The organism is Janibacter melonis, from assembly GCF_020567375.1.
GTDB lineage: Bacteria > Actinomycetota > Actinomycetes > Actinomycetales > Dermatophilaceae > Marihabitans > Marihabitans melonis.
In genome coordinates this window covers 100,629-116,977 of record NZ_JAJBZM010000003.1, presented here as the reverse complement: position 1 = coordinate 116,977, position 16,349 = coordinate 100,629, and the positions used below count along the sequence as shown (strand labels likewise).

16 protein-coding genes are annotated in these 16,349 nt (G+C 73.6%); 8 read left to right on the top strand and 8 right to left on the bottom strand.

The annotated features are described in order from the left end of the window. Window positions 1–6: 6 nt before the first annotated feature. Genes LIV55_RS12620 through LIV55_RS12605 form a run of 3 tightly spaced genes read right to left on the bottom strand, consistent with a single transcriptional unit; the run spans window position 7 to window position 4,508 of the window. On the bottom strand, window positions 7–1,329 hold the full coding sequence (locus tag LIV55_RS12620; RefSeq protein WP_229300447.1) for a serine hydrolase domain-containing protein: 1,323 nt from the start codon (window positions 1,327–1,329) through the stop codon (window positions 7–9). Window position 1,330: 1 nt separating this feature from the next. Then, window positions 1,331–2,638 carry an exo-beta-N-acetylmuramidase NamZ family protein gene (locus LIV55_RS12615; protein WP_267493008.1) on the bottom strand — a complete coding sequence of 436 codons (1,308 nt, stop codon included), beginning with the start codon at window positions 2,636–2,638 and terminating at the stop codon, window positions 1,331–1,333. A 13-nt stretch (window positions 2,639–2,651) separates the two neighbouring features. Beyond that, on the bottom strand, window positions 2,652–4,508 hold the full coding sequence (locus LIV55_RS12605; protein ID WP_229300446.1) for a glycoside hydrolase family 3 protein: 1,857 nt from the start codon (window positions 4,506–4,508) through the stop codon (window positions 2,652–2,654). Between the two features lie 133 nt (window positions 4,509–4,641). Between LIV55_RS12605 and LIV55_RS12600 the strand changes: the two genes are divergently transcribed. The 5 genes from LIV55_RS12600 (at window position 4,642) to nadC (ending at window position 10,417) form a co-directional block, all read left to right on the top strand. Further along, window positions 4,642–5,874: an acetyl-CoA hydrolase/transferase family protein gene (locus tag LIV55_RS12600; protein WP_123091390.1), complete on the top strand. Its 1,233-nt coding sequence runs from the start codon at window positions 4,642–4,644 to the stop codon at window positions 5,872–5,874. A 33-nt stretch (window positions 5,875–5,907) separates the two neighbouring features. Continuing rightward, complete coding sequence (locus tag LIV55_RS12595; protein WP_123091391.1) at window positions 5,908–6,786, top strand: NUDIX hydrolase; 879 nt, start codon at window positions 5,908–5,910, stop codon at window positions 6,784–6,786. A 252-nt stretch (window positions 6,787–7,038) separates the two neighbouring features. Continuing rightward, on the top strand, window positions 7,039–8,055 hold the full coding sequence (gene nadA, locus LIV55_RS12590; protein ID WP_229300445.1) for a quinolinate synthase NadA: 1,017 nt from the start codon (window positions 7,039–7,041) through the stop codon (window positions 8,053–8,055). Then, a complete protein-coding gene (locus tag LIV55_RS12585; protein ID WP_229300444.1) occupies window positions 8,052–9,533 on the top strand; it encodes an L-aspartate oxidase in 1,482 nt (493 codons plus the stop codon). The genes nadA and LIV55_RS12585 overlap by 4 nt, the downstream gene beginning before the upstream one ends. Further along, window positions 9,533–10,417, top strand: coding sequence for a carboxylating nicotinate-nucleotide diphosphorylase (gene nadC, locus LIV55_RS12580; RefSeq protein WP_123091394.1), 885 nt, complete (start codon window positions 9,533–9,535; stop codon window positions 10,415–10,417). Before LIV55_RS12585 ends, nadC begins: the two co-directional genes overlap by 1 nt. Window positions 10,418–10,433: 16 nt before the next feature. Here the strand turns inward: nadC and LIV55_RS12575 are convergent, their stop codons facing one another. After that, on the bottom strand, window positions 10,434–12,011 hold the full coding sequence (locus LIV55_RS12575) for a helicase HerA-like domain-containing protein (protein WP_068272773.1): 1,578 nt from the start codon (window positions 12,009–12,011) through the stop codon (window positions 10,434–10,436). A 105-nt stretch (window positions 12,012–12,116) separates the two neighbouring features. Between LIV55_RS12575 and LIV55_RS12570 the strand changes: the two genes are divergently transcribed. Further along, the gene (locus tag LIV55_RS12570) at window positions 12,117–12,416 is read left to right on the top strand and encodes a type II toxin-antitoxin system VapB family antitoxin (protein ID WP_068272770.1); all 300 of its coding nucleotides are present in this window, start codon (window positions 12,117–12,119) and stop codon (window positions 12,414–12,416) included. Between the two features lie 2 nt (window positions 12,417–12,418). Next, window positions 12,419–12,916: a LytR C-terminal domain-containing protein gene (locus LIV55_RS12565; RefSeq protein ID WP_229300443.1), complete on the top strand. Its 498-nt coding sequence runs from the start codon at window positions 12,419–12,421 to the stop codon at window positions 12,914–12,916. 11 nt (window positions 12,917–12,927) lie between these two features. Here LIV55_RS12565 and LIV55_RS12560 read toward each other — a convergent pair whose 3' ends face one another. After that, entirely contained in the window at window positions 12,928–13,302 is a 375-nt protein-coding gene (locus LIV55_RS12560; protein ID WP_191565064.1) for a hypothetical protein, read from the bottom strand. A 54-nt stretch (window positions 13,303–13,356) separates the two neighbouring features. Beyond that, the gene (locus tag LIV55_RS12555) at window positions 13,357–13,896 is read right to left on the bottom strand and encodes a DUF1990 domain-containing protein (RefSeq protein WP_191565065.1); all 540 of its coding nucleotides are present in this window, start codon (window positions 13,894–13,896) and stop codon (window positions 13,357–13,359) included. A gap of 194 nt (window positions 13,897–14,090) precedes the next feature. On the opposite strand from LIV55_RS12555, the gene LIV55_RS12550 reads away from it, so the two are divergent. After that, window positions 14,091–15,185, top strand: coding sequence for a hypothetical protein (locus LIV55_RS12550; protein ID WP_229300442.1), 1,095 nt, complete (start codon window positions 14,091–14,093; stop codon window positions 15,183–15,185). 176 nt (window positions 15,186–15,361) lie between these two features. Here the strand turns inward: LIV55_RS12550 and LIV55_RS16980 are convergent, their stop codons facing one another. Together LIV55_RS16980 and LIV55_RS12545 are read right to left on the bottom strand one after the other, a co-directional pair. Continuing rightward, the gene (locus tag LIV55_RS16980; RefSeq protein ID WP_267493007.1) at window positions 15,362–15,484 is read right to left on the bottom strand and encodes a hypothetical protein; all 123 of its coding nucleotides are present in this window, start codon (window positions 15,482–15,484) and stop codon (window positions 15,362–15,364) included. Between the two features lie 382 nt (window positions 15,485–15,866). Then, window positions 15,867–16,346, bottom strand: a complete 480-nt coding sequence (locus tag LIV55_RS12545) for a RidA family protein (protein ID WP_229300441.1) — start codon at window positions 16,344–16,346, stop codon at window positions 15,867–15,869. Between the last annotated feature and the right edge of the window lie 3 nt (window positions 16,347–16,349).

Here is a 16,349-nt window from a genome sequence, read left to right as displayed (position 1 = left end):
CATACGCTACGACGCCGCGCCGCGGGTCTCCGCGTCCTGGGCGGTGTAGCCCGGTGGGTCGCTCGCACGCCGCGCCGACGGCAGCGGCTCGCGGCCCTGGGCGAGGGCCAGACCACGCGCCCACGCCTGCCGAGCGGGGTTGACGCTCCCCCACGACCGCGACGGGTGCACGCGGTTGGTCAGCAGGATCGCGAAGGACTGCGAGGAGAAGTCGACGACGAGCGAGGTGCCCGTGTACCCGGTGTGCCCGGCGGTGCGCGGGCCCGACAGGGCGTCCATGTACCAGGGCTGGTCGAGCTCGAAGCCCAGCCCGTGCGCGTTGCCGGGGAAGGCGGCGTTGTAGTCCGTGACGAGCAGCTCGACCGAGCTCGGGCGCAGGATCCTCCCGCGGCGGTAGCTGCCGCCGTTGAGCAAGGCCTGCGCGAGCACGGCCAGGTCGTCGACGGTGGAGAAGACGCCGGCGTGCCCGGCGACGCCGCCGAGCGACCACGCGTTCTCGTCGTGCACCTCGCCGCGGACCATCCCGCGCGGCGGCGAGGCCTGGTACTCGGTCGCCGCGCAGCGAGACGCGCGCCGGGGGGTGTAGCCCGTGCTGCGCATCCCGATCGGGCGGGTGATGCGGTCACGGACGACGGCGTCGAGGGGCCTGCCCCGGAGCCGCTCGACGAGCACGCCGAGCGCGATGAGGTTGAGGTCGGAGTAGCGGTAGACCGTGCCGGGCGGGTCCTGCGTGGGCTGGCGCATCACCGCGGCGATGCGCGCGGCGCGGTCGGGGTGGGCGCTCCACAGCGGCAGCCACGCGACGAAGCCCGACGTGTGCGTCAGCAGGTGCTGGACGGTCACGCCCTCCTTGCCCCCGGCGGCGAACTCGGGCAGGTAGCGCGCGACTGGTGCGCCGAGCTCGACCCGACCCTCCTCGACGAGCTGCACGGCCGCGATCGAGGTGAAGAGCTTGCTCACGGACGCGAGGTCGAAGACCGTGTCGCGGCGCATCTCGACCCGCTCGCGCGGGGGCAGCTCGGTCGTCGCGTCCGCGTAGCGCACGGCGTCGCCGCACACCTCGACGGCGACGACCCGGGCGCGGTGAGCCATGAGGCCGACGGCCCCGGGGTACATCGGGTAGCCGTTCGCCTGCGGCTCCAGGTACCCGCGGATCGCCGCCCGGGCCGCCTCGATCGGCGCCGGGTCGAGCCCGACGTGGTGAGGGTGCCCGGGACGCAGCACCTCCGGCCGACGCCCCCCGCCGGCGAGGGAGGGCCCGGCGCCGAGGAAGGTCACCCCTGCGCCGCCCATCGACGCGAGCACGGCGCGCCGGCCGACCGCTGCCATCTCAGCGCCCCGCCCGACGCGGGCCCGGGTAGAGCAGCACGGGCTGACGGCGCCGCTCGAAGTCGGCGAGCTCGGAGCGCCACGCGGCCATGACCTCGCGGGCCGAGGACCCGGCCGTCACCATCTCGCGCAGGCGGGTCGAGCCGGTGAGCTTGTCGATCCAGTACGGCCGGGCGGTGTCCCAGCTGTCCTGGCGCCACGCGAAGTCGGGGTAGAGGGCCCTGAGGGCGACGAGCATCTCGACGCCCACCCGGATGGGGTCGACCTTCGCGGCGTCGGTGATGTGCACCTGGACACCGCCGCAGACGGCACCGGAGTGCTTGGAGAAGGTCGGGGTGAAGTACGCCTCGCGGAAGAGCACGCCGGGGACGTCCGCCCGCTCGAGGCGCTCGGCCCAGCGGTGGTCGACGTAGGGCGCCCCGACGAGCTCGAAGGGGCGGGTCGTGCCGCGGCCCTCGCTGAGGTTGGTCCCCTCGAACATCCCCGTGCCCGGGTAGAGCAGGGCGGTGTCGGCGGTCGGCATGTTCGGGCTCGGCATGACCCAGTGCAGTCCGGTGTCGGCGTGCAGCATGTCGCGCCGCCACCCCGTGCACTCGACGACGTCGAGGTCGGCGAGACGTCCCCCTTCGTCCTCGTCCATGAAGTGACGGTTCGCGTACCGCGCGACCTCGCCGACGGTCATGCCGTGGGCCTGGACGACCGCCTCGGCGCCGACGCCCGACGTGTACTTCTCCGTCATCATCGGACCCCGCGCTACTCCGCCGATCGGGTTGGGCCGGTCGAGGACGACGAAGCGGGCGCCGACGCGGTGGGCGGCGCGCATGCCCGTGTACATCGTCCAGATGTAGGTGTAGAAGCGCGAGCCGACGTCCTGGATGTCGAAGACGACGGTCTCGACGCCCGCGGTGCGGAACATCGTCGTCAGCGCGTCCGGCCCGGCGCCGTACGCGTCGTAGACGGTGATGCCGGTGCGGGGGTCGACCGAGGTGCCCTCGGACTCGCCGGCCTGCGCGGTGCCGCGGAAGCCGTGCTCCGGGCCGAAGACGCCGACGACGTCGACCTGCCCCGACTCGTGCATGACGTCGACGATCGAGCGCAGGTCCGCCGTGACCCCCGTCGGGTTGGTGATGACGCCGACCTTCTGGCCGCGCAGGGTCGACCACCCGCTCGCGGCGGCGATGTCGGCGCCGGTGCGCACCCGGCGCCCGCCGGGGCGGCCGTGGGCGGCCGCGGGGACCGCGCCCGCGGTGGCGGCGACGGCGGTGCCGCCGGCGCCGGCCATGAAGAGTCGTCTGCTGGGGGTGCTCATGACGTGCTCCTGATCAGTAACGAAGGCCGTGGCCGAAGGGGTAGAGGACGGTGCCGGGGTCGTCGGCGGCGGGGATGTCGACGGGCAGGGTGCCGGTGGGCTCGACCTCGCCGGTGAGCACCCGCACGAGGGCTCCCATCGCGACGGCGTTGTAGGCGTAGGTCGCGAGGTAGGTCGGGACGTCACCGAGGTGGGCGATGTCGTAGGGGTCGCGCACGGCGACGACGACGGTCGGCACGCCGCTGGCCTGCAGCGCGGCGACGAGCTTCTGCTGACCGCGGGTCTTGTCGGTGACGGCGGTGTCCCAGGCCTTCATCGTCAGCACGACGACGGCGTCCTTGCCGCGCGCCGCCGCGACTGCGGAGGCGATCTGCGCGTCGGTGGGCGAGGCACCCGTCGTCGACAGCGTCGTCGTGGCACCGGCCGCCGTGAGCTCGTCGGCAACGGTCTTCGTCGTCGTCGCCCCCCACCCGGTGACGAGCACCGTGGACCCCGCCGCGGTCATCGGCAGCACGCCGTCGGCGTTGGTGACGAGGGTCGTCGTGCGGTCGGTGATGGCGTCGGCGGCCGCGAGGTTGCGCGGGGTGCCGACGACGGAGGAGAGACGGGCGGGGTCGGCGTACGGGTGCTCGACGACGCCCCGGCGGGCCTTCATGAGCAGGACGCGGGTGACCTTCGCGTCGAGCTCGCGGCGGCTGATCCGTCCACTCTCGACGGCGGCGACGACGGCCGGGAGCGCCTTCTGCAGCGCGGGCGACATGAGCAGCTGGTCGGCGCCGGCCTCGAGGGCACGGACCGCGACCTCGGCGTCGCCGTACTTCTGGCGCACGCCCTCCATCTCGAGGGAGTCGGTGATGATGACGCCCTCGTAGCCCAGCTCCTCGCGCAGCAGACCGGTGAGGATCGGCCGGCTGAGGGTGGCCGGGTCGCCCGAGTCGTCGAAGGCCGGCATCGCGAGGTGCGCGGTCATGATCATGTCGATGCCCTCGGCGATCGCGGCGACGAAGGGGGGAGCGTCCAGCTCCTCCCACTCCTCGCGGCTGTGCGTGATGACGGGGAAGGCGACGTGGCTGTCGGTCGCCGTGTCGCCGTGGCCCGGGAAGTGCTTGCCCGAGGAGGAGACCGAGCCGTCGCGCTGGTAGCCGCGGACCTGCGCGCGCACCATCTCGGCGGCGAGCTCGGGGCGCGAGGAGAAGGAGCGGGTCCCGATGACGGGGTTGAGCGGGTTGACGTTGACGTCGCACACCGGGGCGAAGTCGGTCGTGATGCCCATGGCCCGCAGCTCGCGGCCGGTGATCGCGGCGGCCGTGCGGGCGTCGGTCGCGCTGCGGCCCGCGCCGAGCGCCATGGACCCGGGCAGCTGGGTGGCCGGCGGGCCGATGCGCGTGACGACGCCCTGCTCCTGGTCGACCGAGATCGTCAGCGGCACACGTGCGCCCTTGCCGCGGCCGGGCCCGCCCCTGCCGTGGCGGTCGGCGCCGAGGGCGGCTCGCTGGAGGCCGTTGGACAGCCCGAGGATCTGCTCGGGGTCGCGCACGCTGTCGGTCCACGCGAAGTAGCAGACGCCGCCGAGGTGGTAGCGGCGGATGACATCGGCGGGGGCGGCGACGCCGTAGAGCGGCACGTTGCGCTGGTCGGGGGTCGTCGCGTCCGAGCCGTAGACGTGCTGGACGAAGAGCTGGCCGACCTTCTGCTCGAGGGTCATCTCGCGCAGGGTCTTGCGGGCCCAGGCCCGGTGGCGGCCGTCGCCGTGCCCGGGGCCGCCCGGCCCCGGCGAGGCGACGGCGTGGCCGACGGGGGTGGCCGCGGCCAGGACGGCGGCGGCGCTCCCCGTGACGACGGTGCGGCGGGACGGTCGGTACTGGCTCATGACGCCTCCTGGGGGTCTTCGTCGACCGGGTGGGTGCGTGAAAATTTCACGCGTCATACGTCTTCGATGGAAGTTAGTCACAGCACAGCGGGCCCGCAACCGGAGCGGCGCGGGGCCGGGGCAGGATGGGTGCATGCAGTCCATGACCCTGGACCAGGCCGCATCGCTCGTCGAGGCACGAGGGGCTGCCGAGCCCCGGGTCGTCGCCTCGGGCAACTTCGCGACACCCGTGCCGCTCGTCGAGGCGGTGCTCGCCCGCCTCCCCCGCGCCCGCCTGCACCTGCTCAACGCCCAGCCCGGGCTGCCGGTCCACGACGGGGTCGTGCCGGAGACGACCTTCGTCGGACCGGGCTTCCGGCGCCATCCCCGCCTGTCCTACGTGCCGAGCCGGCTGTCGATGGTGCCGCGCCTCTTCCACGGCGCGCTGCGGCCCGACGCCGTGCTGCTCCACACGACCCCGCCCCGCGACGGCCGCGTGAGCCTGGGCCTCGAGTGCAACATCCTCCCCGGCGCGGTCGAGGCGGCCCGGGCCGTCGGTGCCCCGGTGGTCGCGATGGCCAACCCGCGCATGCCGTGGACCTCCGGCGACGCCGAGCTGTCGGTCGACCTGCTCGACGGCCTCGTCGAGGTCGAGGCACCGCTGCTCACCCACCCGGCTCGCGCCGGGGTCGACGACGCGTCCGCGGTCATCGGCGCGCGGGTCGCCGCCGAGATCCGCGACGGCTCGACCCTCCAGGCCGGGATCGGCGAGGTGCCCGACGCCGTGATGGCCGGCATCGCGCAGCGCCGCGGCCTGCGCGTGTGGACCGAGATGTTCGGCGACGGCGTGCTGCGCCTCGAGCAGGCCGGCGCGCTCGACCCCGACGTCCCCCTCGTCACCTCCTTCGTCTTCGGCACCGCCGAGCTCTACGCGTGGGTGCACGACAACCCGCGGGTGCGGCTCACCCGCACCGAGACGACGAACTCCCCCGCCCGCATCGCCCAGCAGCCGCGGATGACCTCGGTCAACACGGCGCTGCAGGTCGACCTGCTCGACCAGGCCAACGCCTCGCGGATCCGGGCGCGCATCTACTCCGGCTTCGGCGGGCAGACCGACTTCACGGTCGGGGCGTCGCACAGCGAGGGCGGCCGCGCCTTCATGGCGCTGCGCAGCTGGCACCCACGCGCCGACGTCTCGACGATCGTCCCGCTCGTCGACGAGCCGGTGACCTCCTTCCAGCACAGCGCCGTCGTCACCGAGCAGGGCGTCGCCTGGATCGCCGGCCACGACGAGCGCGCGCAGGCGCGCCACCTCATCGAGGAGGCGGCCCACCCGAGCGTGCGCGACGAGCTGTGGGAGGAGGCGGCCGCCCTCGGGCTGGCGTGACGGCCCCCTTCGCCGCGTGCTGAGATAGCGCCCGTGCCCTCCTCCATCGCCGCCGAGCTCGTCGCTGTGATCCTCAGCGTCGACGAGGGGAGCCCCCGCGTGCTGGCGTCCGGCGCCCCGCCGGCCCTGCCCCACGGACCGCTCGAGCCGGAGCATCGTTCCCTCCAGGCGGGTCTGCGGGCGTGGACCCGCGAGCGCGAAGGGGTCGAGCTCGGCTTCGTCGAGCAGCTCTACACCTTCGCCGACGTCGGCCGCTCGGGCCGGGCGGGGCGCACCGTGGCCATCTCCTACCTCGGACTGACGCGGGCGAAGGGGGAGCGCGGCTGGCTCGACGTCTACGACCTGCTGCCGTGGGAGGACGCCCGGGACGGCGTCCCCGAGCTCGCCCGCGAGCTCGGCGAGCGCGCGCTGCGCTGGGCCGGTGACGACGCCGAGCGGCTCGAGCGTGCCCGGCACGCCTTCGGCATGGCGGACTGGGCCTGGCGCCCCGAGCTCGTGCTCCAGCGCTACGAGCTGCTCTGGGAGGCGGGTCTCGTCGCCGAGTCCGGCGATCGCGACGGCGACGGCGACGGCCTCGGGCCGGCGATGCTCCACGACCACCGCCGCATCCTCGCGACGGGCCTGGCCCGGCTGCGCTCGACGCTGCAGTACCGACCGGTGATCTTCGAGCTCATGCCCCCGGACTTCACCCTCGGCGGGCTGCAGGCGACGGTCGAGTCGCTCGCGGGCCAGCGCCTGCACAAGCAGAACTTCCGGCGGACCGTCCAGGACCAGCTGGGTCTCGTCGAGCCCACCGGCGAGACCGAGCGCGACACCGGCGGCCGCCCCGCCGCGCTCTACCGCTTCCGCAGCGAGGTGCACGCCGAGCGCCGCCACGTCGGCACGAAGCTCCCCCGCCCCCGCACCCGCTGACCCCTCCCCCTTCGCCCCCCTCTCGCCGACCCACCCCTCTCGCCGACCCACCCTCTAGAAGCTGGCACCCGCGCCAGTCACAACCCGCGCATCTGCCAGCATCCCGGACCCCTCCCCCGAGACGTTGGCACCCGCGCCAGTCACAACCCACGCATCTGCCGACATCCCGGGTCTCACCGGCTTGCCGCGGCTCGCCTCCCCTGCTTATGCTCAACCTGAGCATGTGCTCATAGTCAGCAGAAGGAGCTGCAGATGTCCGTCACCAGCCTCCCCACCCCGGGGACCCGTCCCGTGCACGACGCCGTCGAGGCGACCCGCGACGTCTACGAGCGGGTGCGGCACGTCATCCCCGAGACGGAGTGGGCGACCTTCGCTCAGGACGTCGTCGCGATCCAGGGGCTCAAGCGCTCGAAGCGGGCCGTCGTCCTCGCGCACAACTACCAGACGCCGGAGATCTTCCACGGTGTCGCGGACGTCGTCGGCGACTCGCTGCTCCTCGCCCAGCGTGCCCAGGACGTCGACGCCGACGTCATCCTGCTCGCCGGCGTGCCCTTCATGGCCGAGACGGCGAAGCTGCTCAACCCCGCGAAGACCGTGCTCGTCCCCGACATCACCGCGGGCTGCTCGCTCGCCGACGGCATCACCGCCGAGGACGTCCTCGCCCTGCGGGCGGAGCACCCGGGCGTGCCGGTCGTCACCTACGTCAACTCCAGCGCCGCGGTGAAGGCCGTGAGCGACATCTGCTGCACCTCGGGCAACGTCGAGCGGGTCGTGCGCCACCTCGGCGTCGACCGCGTCATCCTCATCCCCGACGAGTACCTCGCCCGCAACGTCGCACGGGCGACCGGGGTCGACGTCATCACCCACCCGACCCGCTGCGAGGTGCACGAGCGCTTCGACGTCGCGCAGGTCGAGCAGCTGCGGGCCGAGACCCCCGGGCTCACCGTCCTCGCCCACCCAGAGTGCTCGCCCGAGGTCGTCGCCGCCGCCGACATCGCGGGCTCGACGGCCCAGATGATCGACTACGTCACCACCCACCGGCCGCCGCACGTCGCGCTCATCACCGAGTGCTCGATGGCCGACAACATCCGCGCGGCCGACCCCGGGCTGCACTACGTCCAGCCGTGCAACATCTGCCCGCACATGCGCCGCTCGACCCTGTCGACGATCCGCCTCGCCCTCGAGACGGGCGGCCCGGAGATCGTCCTCGACCCGACCACCGCCGCGGCCGCCCGCCGCGCGGTCGAGCGCATGCTGGAGCTGTCGTGAGCGCGCGCGTCGTCGAGACCGACGCCTCGGTCGTCGTGGGGTCCGGGCTCGCCGGGCTGAGCGTCGCCCGTCACCTCGGCGGCCCGTGCGTCGTCGTCGCCCCCGCCGGCCTCGGCGAGGGCACGGCGAGCGCCTGGGCGCAGGGCGGCATCGCCGCGGCGGTGGGCCCCGGGGACGACCCGCAGCAGCACGCGGACGACACCGCGCGGGCCGGGTCCTTCGCCGGTGACACCGCGACGATCGCCCGGATGACCCAGGCCGCCCCCGCTCTCGTCGCCGAGCTCGTGGCGGCCGGCGTCCCCTTCGACCGGGACGCCTCCGGTGAGCTCTCCCTCGGGCGCGAAGGGGGCCACGGCCGGCACCGGGTCTGCCACGTCGGGGGCGACCGCACAGGAGCAGCGGTCGTCGACACCCTCGCGCCGCAGGTCGCCGCCGCACCCGACGTCACCGTCGTCCACGGGCGAGCGCTGGAGCTGCTCGTCGACGACGACGGCGTCGCCGGCGTCCTCGTGCTGGATCCTGACGGTCCGCTGGAGCTGCGGACCCGCCGCGTCGTGCTCGCGACGGGTGGCGGCGCCGCCCTCTACCGCGACACGACGAACCCGCTCGGCTCCTGGGGCAGCGGGGTGGTCCTCGCCGGACGTGCCGGGGCCCGGCTCGCCGACCTCGAGCTCGTGCAGTTCCACCCCACGAGCCTCGACGTCGGCGGCGGCTCGGGGGCTCCCCTGCCGCTGGTCACCGAGGCGGTCCGTGGCGCCGGCGCTCACCTCCTCTCCGACGGGCGACGCTTCGTCGACGAGGTGAGCCCGCGCGACGTCGTCGCCGCCGCGGTCCACCGCGAGCGCGTGCTCGGGCGCCAGGTCGCGCTCGACTGCCGCCACGTCCCCGACCTGCTCGAGCACTTCCGCGGCCTCGCGCAGCGGTGTGCCGACATGGGGCTGGACCCCGCACGCGACCTCCTGCCGGTGCGCCCCGCCGCCCACTACCAGATGGGCGGCGTGCTCACCGATGCCCGCGGCCGTACCGACGTGCCCGGGCTCTGGGCGTGCGGAGAGGTCGCGTGCACCGGTCTGCACGGGGCCAACCGGCTGGCCTCGAACTCGCTGCTCGAGGCGGGGGTGATGGGCACTGCGGTCGCGCAGGACGCCGCCTGCTGGCCCGGGCGGACCGCCTCATGGGCCACGGACCGCGTCGACCCGGTGCCGCCCGAGCGGACGACCACCCTCGCGCCCGTCGACGGACGACGCGGCTCGCCCACGTCGCCGGAGATCGCCTCGGTCGAGGTGCGCGCCGTGATGTCCGACCTCGTCGGTGTCGTGCGCGACGCCGACGGCCTCGCGCAGGCCATCGGCCGGCTCGACGACCTGCCCGGCGACGACGCCCTCCTCGGCGGGCTCGTCGCCCGCCGGGCTCTGGCCCGCCGCGAGAGCCTCGGGGCCCACCTGCGCGCCGACGCCCCCGCCCCGGCGGTGGCGTGATGACGGCCCCCCGCGACGTCGCGCCGCTCGTCCGGGCCGCTCTCGACGAGGACCTCGGCACGCTCGGCGACATCACCTCGCTCGCGACGATCGCCCGCGACGCCCGCGGCGAAGCGACGCTCGTCGCCCGGGCCGACGGGGTGGTCTCGGGCACCGACTTCGTCGTCGAGACCTACGCGCAGGTCGACCCGCAGGTGCGGGTGCGGCTCTCGTCGGAGGACGGCGACCGGGTGAGCGCCGGCGACGTCGTCGCGCACGTCGAGGGACCGTCACGCTCGCTGCTCACGGGCGAGCGGGTGGCGTTGAACTTCGTCGGCCTGCTCAGCGGGGTCGCCACCGCCACCGCCCGGCTCGTCGACCTCGTCGAGGGCACGGGCGCGGTCGTCGTCGACACCCGCAAGACGGTGCCGGGCCTGCGTGCCGCGCAGAAGCGGGCCGTGCGCCACGGCGGTGGTGCCAACCACCGCCTCGGGCTCGACGACGCGGTCATGGTCAAGGACAACCACCTCGGTCTCGCCGGCGGTCTCGCACCCGCGCTGGAGCGGGTGCGTCGACGCCCGGGCCCGGTGGGGCACATGACGCGGGTGGAGGTCGAGGTCGACTCCCTCGACCAGCTCGACGAGCTCCTCGCGATCGAGTCCGAGCAGGTCGCAGCCGGCGCTCGACCGGTCGTCGACGTCGTCCTGCTCGACAACATGGGGCCCGACGAGGTCCGAGCGGCGGTGGCGGCGATCCGCTCCGCGCGCAGCGGTCTGCTCGTCGAGGTCTCCGGCGGTGTCACCGAGACGAGCATCCGCGCGCTCGCCGAGGCCGGTGCCGACGTCATCTCCGCGGGGGCGCTCACCCACAGCGCCCCGTGGCTCGACGTCGCGCTCGACCTGTAGCGCCCGGCCTCGGCCGTCAGCGGCGGCGGCGCGAGGTGCCGAAGAGGGAGCGGGTGATCTCGCGCCCGATGACGGTGCCGGCCGAGCGCAGCGCGGAGCGGAAGGCCGAGGACTGCACGACCTGCTCGACCACCCCGGGCTGCTCCTTGGGCGCCCGGCCCCGGGGTGCGGGTGCCGGCGGGGCGCCCTGCGGCGCCGGCGGCTGGGTGGGAGCCGGCGCCGGCGCCTGCTCGGGGGTCGGCGCCTTCGTCAGGCGGGCGGCGAGCAGCTCGTAGGCCGACTCCCGGTCGACCGGCTCGGCGTACTTCGGGGCGAGGGCCGAGCCGGCGATCGCGCCGTCGACGACGCCCTCGGCGCTGGGAGCCATGAGCGACTCGGGCGCGCGCATCTTCGTCCACGCGACGGGGGTGGGAGCGCCCCGCTCGGAGAGCACGGTGACGACGGCCTCGCCGGTGCCGAGCGTCGTCAGCAGCTCGGCGAGGTCGTACTCGGTGTGGGGGTAGGTCGAGACCGCGGCCTTGAGCGCCTTGCTGTCCTCCGGCGTGAAGGCGCGCAGCGCGTGCTGCACACGGTTGCCGAGCTGGGCGAGCACGCCCGAGGGCACGTCCTTCGGGCTCTGGGTGACGAAGAAGACGCCGACGCCCTTGCTGCGGATGAGCCGCACCGTCTGCTCGATCGCGTCGAGGAAGGGCTTGGACGCGTCGTCGAAGAGCAGGTGCGCCTCGTCGAAGAAGAAGACGAGCTTGGGCTTGTCGACGTCGCCGACCTCGGGCAGGTCGTGGAAGAGGTCGGCGAGCATCCACATGAGGAAGGTCGAGAAGAGCTGGGGGCGGTCCTGCACCGCGGGCAGCTCGAGGCAGGTGACCATCCCGCGGCCGTCCGGCGCGACCCGCAGGAGGTCGGCCGTGTCGAGCTCGGGCTCGCCGAAGAAGACGTCGGCGCCCTGGTCCTCGAAGGCGATGAGGTTGCGCAGGATGACCCCGGCCGTGGCCTTCGACAGGCCGCCGAGAGACTTCAGCTCCTCCTTGCCCTCGTCGGACGTGAGGTGGGTGATGACCGCCCGCAGGTCCTTGAGGTCGAGCAGCGCCAGGCCCTGCTTGTCCGCGTAGTGGAAGACGAGGCCGAGGCTCGACTCCTGGGTGTCGTTGAGCCCGAGGACCTTGCTGAGCAGCGTCGGCCCGAAGGACGTGATCGTCGTGCGCACGGGGATGCCCTTGCCCATGCCGCCGAGCGAGAGGAACTCGGTGGGGAAGCCCGCTGCGGTCCACGTCTGCCCGACCTCCGCCGCGCGCGAGGTGAGCTTCTCTCCCCCTTCGCCCGGGCTCGCCAGACCGGAGAGGTCGCCCTTGATGTCGGCGAGGAAGACGGGGACGCCCTGGGCCGCGAGCTGCTCGGCCATGACCTGAAGCGTCTTGGTCTTGCCGGTGCCGGTCGCGCCCGCGACCAGCCCGTGACGGTTGAGCACCGACAGCGGGATGCGCACGGGGGTGTCGGCATGGGTCGCGCCGTCGACGACGGCGGCGCCGAGCTCGAGCACCGGCCCGTCGAAGGTGTAGCCGGCGCGGATCTGGTCGAGGAGCGGCGTCGTCGTCACCCGCCCGAGCGTAGGACACGGCGGCGGGCGAAGGGGTGGTGACGAGTCGGTCACGGCGCCCCGCCCCGGGTGGGCGCTGACGGGTCGTGCCCCTATCGTGGCGGCGTGATCTTCAAGGCCGTGGGCGACTCGCGCCCGTACCCCGACCACGGGTACGACTCCGCCCGCGACTGGGCGCAGATCCCGCCGCGGATGATCCGTCTGGACCTGCTGACGACGACGCGCAGCTCGCTGGACCTGCACAACCTGCTCGCCGAGGACTCGACCTTCTACGGCGACCTCTTCCCGCACGTCGTGTCCTGGCGAGACCGGCTCTTCCTCGAGGACGGGCTGCATCGCGCGGTGCGCGCCGCGCTGCAGCAGCGCCCGACGATCCACGCACGGGTGCTGGAGCTCGAGGGCTGACGATGGCGCGGGGGGACCACGAGGAGGCCGACCGGGGTCGGTCGCAGGGGCGACGCACCTTCGTCACGGTGCTCGTCGTGCTCCTCCTGCTCTTCTTCGCCTTCTGGTACGCGATGAGCTACATCCGCGCCGACGAGGAGGGCCGTCGCCAGCCGGGCGCGTCGGCGTCGACGAGCTCGGTGTGCGCGATCCACCCGAAGGACGTCGTCCTCAACGTCTACAACGGCACCGGCCGAGACGGGCTCGCGGCATCGGTCGCGCGCGACCTGCGCAAGCGTGGCTTCCAGATCCGCAAGATCGAGAACTACCACGGTGGGCGCGTCGGCGGGGTCGGGCTCATCCGCTACGGCGACAAGGGCGCCCCGAAGGTCAAGGTCGTCGGGCGGCACGCCGGCGCGATGCAGAAGGTCCGCGACAAGCGCGTGCGCTCGATCATCGACGTCGTCGTCGGCAAGGACTTCGAGGACCTCGAGCCGCTGTCCGTCGCCCGCCGCTGCTGAGAGCGCCGGGGTCAGCGCACGCGGCTGATGGTGAAGTCGAGCGAGCCGTCGCCCACGGCGCGGCACTCGACCGAGCTGTCCCCGACGGAGACGCTCTGCCCCTGCTCGCAGGTGTAGGTGCCGCCCTCGGTGCCCCCGGCGGAGAAGGTGGCGGCTCCCCCTTCAGCGGCCGACTCGAGCCGGAAGCGGTCGCCGACGCTGCCGAGGACCGGTCCGGAGACGGGGAAGGGCAGGTCGTTGAACTTGCTGCCCGAGACGGAGATCTCGCAGCTGCGCAGCTGGGTGTCGGTCGTGCACTTCTCCGACCACGTGTCGACCTGGCAGCCGGCGAGCGCCGCGGTCGTCAGGGCGAGGGCCAGGAGGGATCCGGTGGCTCGTGCGCGCATGGCCCCACCCAACCAGAGCGGCCCCGGCCGCGCGAAGGGGAGCCCTCCCCGGCCCTACCGGCCGGTGGCCGCCGCGAGCGCGGCCGCGAGGTAGCGGTCGGTGATCGCGGCCTGCACCCGACGGGAGACGAAGGGGGCGACCCGGCTCCCGACGAAGGCGGGCCGGCTCACGGCGGAGATCTCGACGCGTGCGCCGTGCTCGTCGCGCACGACCTCGAAGCGCTCGACCCCGGTCTCGGGGTGGCCGGGCAGGGTCGTGTACTCGAAGCCGACGCGCCCGTCCTCGCGCACGACGGAGGTGACGCGGCAGGGCGAGACGGCGACGACGGGGCCGAGCCGCAGACCGAGGACGACCGTCGCGCCGAGCTCCACCTCACGGTCGGCGAGGACCTGCAGCCCGGCGTCGTGGTGCATCCCCCAGGACATGAGGGCATCGGCGCAGCGGTCGACGTCCGCGCCGGCCGGCAGCGGCTGGACGCGCTCGACGTGATGGGTCCTCGGCGGCGGTGCCGTGAGCCAGCCCGCCACCCCCGGTGCGGGCTGCTCCGTGGCCGCCCGTCGCAGGGCGGAGGGGAGGTCGGGCCGCAGGGTCATCACGGGTCCATCATGGCGGCCGGGCGGCCGGCCGGGCGGGCCGCGACGCCGTCGTCGGACCGGGGCTGGCTCCGCGTCGGTACCGATTCGGAGCAATAGTTCAGGACGGCCTGTCAGATCGTCCTGGACCGTCTAGGTTGAGCCCCGCCACCCCCCTTCGCCCGCCACGGCCTGTCCCCTCCGGAGACCTCCTCATGCCCTCGCGCACCCGAACTGCCGCCACGCTCATCGCCTTCTCGGGGCTGACGCTCGGGGCGCCGGTCGCCGCCGCCCACGCCGCCGACCCGGTGCCCGTCACGGCGGCCACACCCGTCGTCTCGGACCAGACCTGCGGTATCAGCCAGGACACTGTCCTCATCCCGGAGACGGAGGGCGTGACCTACTCCTTCACCGCAGAGCGAGAGCGGGTCATCCTCCCGGAGGGGGTCGAGCTGCCCGGCGCGCTCGTGGCCCTGGCCTCCAGCGGTTCTGAAGAGGACCCCTTCGCGATCTGGGATGACGAGGTATCCGTGAAGCTCGATGTGACCGCGGACGAGGGCTACGTGCTCGCGACAGACACTCCCACCACGGTTGTGGTGACTGTTGACGCCGCCGGCTGCCCGCAGGTGGAGCAGCCGTCCGTCGAGGTGAGGAGCGACGAGTGCGAGAGTCTGACCCTCACCAACCCGTCAAGCAGCGAGGTAACCGTCACGCTCAATGACTGGTCCAGCTGGGAGCCGACGGGTTACATCGAGGAGACCCTTGCGCCTGGAGCTACGTCGACTCTCACGATGGTTGAGGGCGAGTACGAATGGTTCGGTGTGGACTCGCGCGCGGCGAGCCCGTGGCTCACCGGCGATCTCGAGGAGGGCGAGCGCAAGAGCTCTGCGACGGGGACCAGGTTGACGGAGAAGTCCGTCAAGAGCGCCTTGAAGAAGCTCCCCCGAGCACTCGGCGGCCGAGTCGCGGATCCGGACGACTACGTCATCACCGACCAGGAGCTGCAGCTGATCAGCGAGCTGGGGGTGATCATCGACGGCTTCGACTCCGGGGAGTTCTTCTTCGGGGAAGGGATGATCTATGTCGAGTTCTGCGACAACGCGACGTCAGAGCCGACGCCGCCGGTCACCCCGGTGGACGTCGACGGCGCGCCGGGCACGGTCGACCCGGCTGACGAGGCCCCCCGTGTGCCCGCCGTGGTCCAGACCGACGGCGGCTCGCTCGACCGCAGCCCGGTCGGCGGGCTCGTGCTCGTCGGCGGGCTCCTCCTGGGCGCCGGCGCCGTGGTGCGCCGCGTCGTCCGGGGCTGAGTCAGGCCCGACACGGATGAGGCGAGGTCCCGCGATGAACGACAGGCGGCGCGAGCGCATCACCTGGTCGCGATGAGCGGCCGCCGCCGCTGACGAGATCGCCCGCCCCCTTTCGCCGCCGACGAAGCCCGGTGGACCACGACGGTCTACCGGGCTTCGTCGGCGTTAGAGGCGACCTAGGCGGCCTCGGTCCCGTGCTTGCGGCAGGAGGGCAGCACCACCTGCACCGCGACGGGAGCGACGTACAGCCCCCAGTAGAGCGGGCCGGAGACGTAGCCCGCCGCCCCGGCGGCGACCACGCTGAGGAAGACCAGCCCGAGGACGACTGCCAGGACTCGTCGACGACACAGAGTGCCGTCGGGGTGCCTGAGCAATGAGGTCGACATTGCCGCTCCGATCAGGAGGGGGTGTCTGCGGAGCGTAGGGCTCGGCGCTCCCCTGCGCACGCCGGTCCTGCTGGCACGCCGGACGATCTCGGTCGAGAGCCGTGGACGTCGTCTCCCCGACAGGGCTGTGCCGCCTCAGGAGATGCATCCTGAGGCGGCACCTTCCTCCCGAGGGAGACCGGTCGAGCGGAGTCGCCGGTCCCCCCGGGCGCTCGGGGTTGCTGCGCCGGTGTCACGCGGAGCTGCAGCCACCCTCGAGCACGGGTGGTCGTCACCACCCGGGGTACGCGCCGACCTAGCGGTCGGCAGGTCGGACGGCGACGACTGCCTCGATCTCGACGAGCGCGTTCGCGGGGAGCACCGGGGCCGCGAGCGCGGTCCGTGCGTGCGTGCCGGCCTGCCCGAGGACGTCGACGAGGAGCTGGGAGGCTCCGTCGATGACGGTCGGCTGCTGGTAGAAGTCGCCGGCGCTCGAGACGTACCCGTTGAGCTTGAGGACCTGCTGCACGGCGTCGAGGCCGACGCTCGCGTCGATGCGTGCGAGCAGGTTGAGGGCGCAGATTCGGGCGGCCTCGACCCCCTCCTCGACGCTCGAGGTCTCGCCCAGCCTCCCGGTCAGGGTGCGACCGTCGGCGGTGCGCGAGATCTGCCCGGAGACGTAGAGCAGGTCATCCACCCGGGTGGTGGGCACGTAGGCGTACGCCGGCGCGGGCAGGTCCGGCAGCTCCAGACCGAGTGCTCGGAGCTGCTGGTGGGGGGTGGTGTCGGTCGTCATGTC

Coding starts and splice junctions, on each gene's coding strand:
- LIV55_RS12545 (WP_229300441.1), bottom strand. CDS start 16,346: ATGACGACCGACACCACCCCCCACCAGCAGCTCCGAGCACTCGGTCTG.
- LIV55_RS12565 (WP_229300443.1), top strand. CDS start 12,419: ATGGCGCGGGGGGACCACGAGGAGGCCGACCGGGGTCGGTCGCAGGGG.
- LIV55_RS12550 (WP_229300442.1), top strand. CDS start 14,091: ATGCCCTCGCGCACCCGAACTGCCGCCACGCTCATCGCCTTCTCGGGG.
- nadC (WP_123091394.1), top strand. CDS start 9,533: ATGACGGCCCCCCGCGACGTCGCGCCGCTCGTCCGGGCCGCTCTCGAC.
- LIV55_RS12605 (WP_229300446.1), bottom strand. CDS start 4,508: ATGAGCCAGTACCGACCGTCCCGCCGCACCGTCGTCACGGGGAGCGCC.
- nadA (WP_229300445.1), top strand. CDS start 7,039: ATGTCCGTCACCAGCCTCCCCACCCCGGGGACCCGTCCCGTGCACGAC.
- LIV55_RS12615 (WP_267493008.1), bottom strand. CDS start 2,638: ATGAGCACCCCCAGCAGACGACTCTTCATGGCCGGCGCCGGCGGCACC.
- LIV55_RS12600 (WP_123091390.1), top strand. CDS start 4,642: ATGCAGTCCATGACCCTGGACCAGGCCGCATCGCTCGTCGAGGCACGA.
- LIV55_RS12560 (WP_191565064.1), bottom strand. CDS start 13,302: ATGCGCGCACGAGCCACCGGATCCCTCCTGGCCCTCGCCCTGACGACC.
- LIV55_RS12555 (WP_191565065.1), bottom strand. CDS start 13,896: ATGACCCTGCGGCCCGACCTCCCCTCCGCCCTGCGACGGGCGGCCACG.
- LIV55_RS12620 (WP_229300447.1), bottom strand. CDS start 1,329: ATGGCAGCGGTCGGCCGGCGCGCCGTGCTCGCGTCGATGGGCGGCGCA.